Here is a 4,148-nt window from a genome sequence, read left to right on the forward strand (position 1 = left end):
ATGTAATTACATTACTTTATGATTACAATCTATAAGAATTAACTTTATAGCTTATTTATCCATATTAAGCTAAAAATCCTTACAATGAAATAATTTACAAATCTTTGGCAATATAATATTATTATAGTATAAATATTGTCGAATAAGGAGTGAAAACATGGATAGTTGTCTAAAGGGTGCAGAATTATATACGGAAAGTGTAGAAAAATATAAAATTCATGTTGATGAAGCCATAGTAAGCATACTTTCAAACGAGGAAAGGTTAGTATTCGCTGCTGTTGTTGAAAAGGCAAGAATAACTCCATACATAATTAATCAATATCCAGAACTAAGAAGTTATATATTAGAAAGCATGAAATATCATAAAGAGATACATGTTATGGATAAAAAAATTAATAAAGCTATAAACAGTCTTACTAAAGGAAATAAAAGTATAACATTTTTGGCAATCATGAACAAATGTAAAATTGGTTTAGATAATGCTTATCATAATGAAGTTATAAAAGATAAAATACGAGATGCAATTATTAAATCAAAACAAGTAGCTTTAGTAGAAAATGTTTTGAAATAAACTGTAAACATAAAGTAAAAGTTTAACAAGCTACTTTATTTATAGCAAAATTTATTGTAAAATATTGAAAGAAAAAAATATTTGGAGGTACTATATATGCTTAGAGAGAATGGAAACATTTCAATTCATACGGAAAATATCATGCCAATTATTAAAAAGTGGTTGTATTCTGATAAGGATATATTTGTAAGGGAACTTATAAGTAATGGGTCTGACGCCATAAATAAACTTAAGCGATTAAGTTCTATTGGAGAGGCTAAAATTGAAAATGACCCCAAATTTCAAATAAATGTATCTTTAAATAAAGAAGAAAAAACCATAAAATTCAGCGACAATGGAATAGGAATGACTTCAGAAGATGTAAAGAAATATATTAACCAAGTGGCTTTTTCTGGAGCTGAAGAATTTATATCTAAATATAAAGACAAGATGGATGAAGCAAATAATATTATTGGACACTTTGGCCTTGGATTTTATTCTGCATTCATGGTATCAGATAAGGTTGTAATTGATACATTATCTTTTGTTGAAGGAGCAGAACCAGTTAAGTGGATTTGTGAAGGTGGCACTGAGTACGAATTAGTTTCATCTGAAAGAACTGAGAGAGGAACTACCATTACCCTATATGTAAGTGAAGATAGTAAAGAATTTTTAGAGGAATACAAATTAAGAGAAATTATAAATAAACATTGTGCTTTCTTGCCAGTGGAGATTTACTTAGTAAATGAAAATGAAAAAGTTGATCCAAATCAGGAAGAAAAGAAAGAAATATTGCCTCTAAATGATGTAACACCTTTATGGCTAAAGTCTCCAAAGGATTGTACTGATGAAGAATACAAAGAGTTTTATAAAAAAGTTTTTATGGATTTTAATGAACCACTTTTTTGGATTCATTTAAATGTGGATTATCCCTTTAATCTTAAAGGAATACTTTACTTCCCAAAATTAAAGCATGAGTTTGAAGCCACAGAAGGAGAAGTAAAACTTTATAATAATCAAGTTTTTGTAGCAGACAACATAAAAGAAGTTATTCCAGAATTTTTGTTACTTTTAAAAGGGGTAATCGATTGCGAAGATATTCCACTTAATGTTTCAAGAAGCTTTTTACAAAAGGATAGCAATGTAACTAAAATTTCTAGACATATTGTGAATAAAGTTGCAGATAAATTAACGGGCCTTTTTAAAAGTGAGAGAGAAAAATATAATGAATTTTGGAAAGACATTAATATTTTCATTAAGTATGGTTGCTTAAGAGATGAAAAGTTCTATGAGAAGGTAAAGGATATTATAATATTTAAAACTATCAACGGGGATTATATTACCTTGAAGCAATATCTTGAAGCTAATAAAGAAAAACACGAAAATAAGGTTACTTATGTAAGTGATGAAAAGCAGCAAGCCCAATATATTAAAATGCTTAAAGACCATGATTTAGATGCAATAATTTTGACGTCTACAATAGATAATCACTTTATAAGTTTCTTAGAAGGTCATGAGAGTGGAGTTCAGTTTAATCGTATAGACTCAGATCTTGCAACTACTTTAAAAACTAAGGAAGAAGAAATAGATACTGAGCTTACTGCGGAAATAGAAGGCATGTTTAAAGCTGCATTAAATAATGATAAACTAAAACTATTAGTAGAAAGCCTTAAGGCAAAAGAAGTTCCAGCTATGATGTTACTTTCTGAGCAATCAAGAAGAATGGCTGAAATGAGTTCTATGTTTGGCGGTATGGATATGAGTGGAATGTTCCCTAAAGAAGAAACTTTAGTTATAAACAAAAATAATCCACTTATAAACAAACTTATAGATTTTAGCAAAGATGAAAGTAAGAAGGAGTTGAAAGATTTAATTTGCAAGCATGTGTATGACCTTGCAATGATTAGTCATAAGCAATTAGATCCAGAAGCAATGTCTAATTTCATTAGTAGAAGTAATGAAATTCTTACAAAGATAATAGGCTAAGATATGGTGAAATAATATTTATGGAAAAGCATAGAGTATGTATCTCTATGCTTTTAAGTTTTAAATTTATATATTATTGCATTATTATAGGTGATTCTATTTTCATTGAAAAATCCAGAATATTAGGTGTGGTTTAGTTCTTATAGGATAAAGCTTTTTTTCCCATAGCATTCCAAATTTCAAGAAAAGTTTTTTTACTTACACTTTTATTTTTTGTATTGCTATGTGGATCGTTATAATACAAATTTTTTTCGTCGTAACCTGTTAATAAAACAGCATGCTGTGAGAACGTAGCATCGATTGTTTCCCCATTGCAGTTCCATTGAGCATTTTTCTCTGGAGTTTTAAAATCACATGTTACCCAAACAACAATAGGTATCTTGTTTGATAATGTTTTTTGTAGTTCATCAAAAGAAGCATTAGTTAAATCAATAGCTTTATCCGGTAAGTATTCATTGATTATTCCAATTAAAGGTTCAGGATCAATTGAATAGCCTGGATTCTTTCCAGTTATATCACCGACAAACCCATTATCCGGATTCCCCCACTTTACTATTTCACCGTTTTGATCATATGTTGCAGCAGTATCGTCTTTTGGGATCTTTTTAGCTAAAGTCATTTTATCAACCTTTATTCCTGAATAATTTAACATCATTGTAAGAGAAGTTACCTCACAGCCATTTTTTAGTTCAGGGAATTGTGATATAAGTGGAGCATCTATTAATACTGATGTTGGTACAGAAATTTCATTGCTTTTATTTTCACATGACATAGAGAATATAGAAGTTATAATAACTATCAAAATAATGATTGATTTTATATATCTTGTTAAGTGTTTAATTTTTATCACCACTCTCTTTAATTGTTATAATATATAGTATAAGTAGATTTTCAATGAAACTATGTATGGTAGTTTTTAGTGAAAAACTTATTTCTGCGGTTTCTTGGTAAATAATCTGCTGAAGATCAAAAACAGCTCTTTATGGAAGTTATTAAGGAGATAAAATTAGTTGATAATACTTTGAATATTCAATATATAAAAACAATTAATAAAAGGGTTGACGAATAGCAATTAAAGTTGTAAAATAACTTATGTCGCTAAGTGATTTAGCTACATTGAAAAAGTCGTTTATCGGGGTGTAGCGCAGATGGGAGCGCGCGTGGTTTGGGACCATGAGGTCGCAGGTTCAATCCCTGTCACCCCGACCATATGGTGATCGTAGTTCAGTTGGTAGAGCGCCAGATTGTGGTTCTGGTTGTCGTGGGTTCGAGTCCCATCGGTCACCCCATAAAAAAACTGCTTACATGTATTGTAAGCAGTTTTTTATATTTAAAAATTTTTTATTTGTTTATAAATCTTATAACATGGTTTTATTGAGAAATAAATTCTAGTGAAGTTTTTGCTGGAAAATTATATTGTAGTAAATTGTAACCATTAATCTATTAGCAAAAAAATACATTCCTCAACTAGTATAGATTTTCCTCGAAGTTTAAGGTAGCAATTCAAATACATATCCTTGAGCCTTAGCTTCTTTGAGAACTTCTTCTAGAACTTCCGTGTTTGTTTTTGATACAGCATGAATTAACATTATTGAACCATTATGAAGTCCAT

The 4,148-nt window shown here is 29.5% G+C and carries 3 protein-coding genes, 2 tRNA genes and 1 pseudogene; 4 read left to right on the forward strand and 2 right to left on the reverse strand.

Features of this window, described 5'->3' with window-relative positions:
* Positions 1-157: 157 nt before the first annotated feature.
* On the forward strand, positions 158-571 hold the full coding sequence (locus RR409_RS20810) for a hypothetical protein (RefSeq protein WP_332559694.1): 414 nt from the start codon (positions 158-160) through the stop codon (positions 569-571).
* Between the two features lie 96 nt (positions 572-667).
* A complete protein-coding gene (gene htpG / locus RR409_RS20815) occupies positions 668-2,536 on the forward strand; it encodes a molecular chaperone HtpG (RefSeq protein ID WP_332559695.1) in 1,869 nt (622 codons plus the stop codon).
* A gap of 133 nt (positions 2,537-2,669) precedes the next feature.
* Here the strand turns inward: htpG and RR409_RS20820 are convergent, their stop codons facing one another.
* Positions 2,670-3,389, reverse strand: coding sequence for a C39 family peptidase (locus RR409_RS20820; protein ID WP_332559696.1), 720 nt, complete (start codon positions 3,387-3,389; stop codon positions 2,670-2,672).
* 280 nt (positions 3,390-3,669) lie between these two features.
* Between RR409_RS20820 and RR409_RS20825 the strand changes: the two genes are divergently transcribed.
* Positions 3,670-3,745 (forward strand) — tRNA-Pro (locus RR409_RS20825).
* 4 nt (positions 3,746-3,749) lie between these two features.
* Positions 3,750-3,825: transfer RNA gene (locus RR409_RS20830), tRNA-His, on the forward strand.
* Positions 3,826-4,026: 201 nt separating this feature from the next.
* Here RR409_RS20830 and RR409_RS20835 read toward each other — a convergent pair.
* Positions 4,027-4,148: pseudogene (locus RR409_RS20835) on the reverse strand (polysaccharide deacetylase); the annotation flags it as partial.

This window comes from Clostridium sp. (genome assembly GCF_036642255.1).
Lineage (GTDB): Bacteria > Bacillota > Clostridia > Clostridiales > Clostridiaceae > Clostridium_J.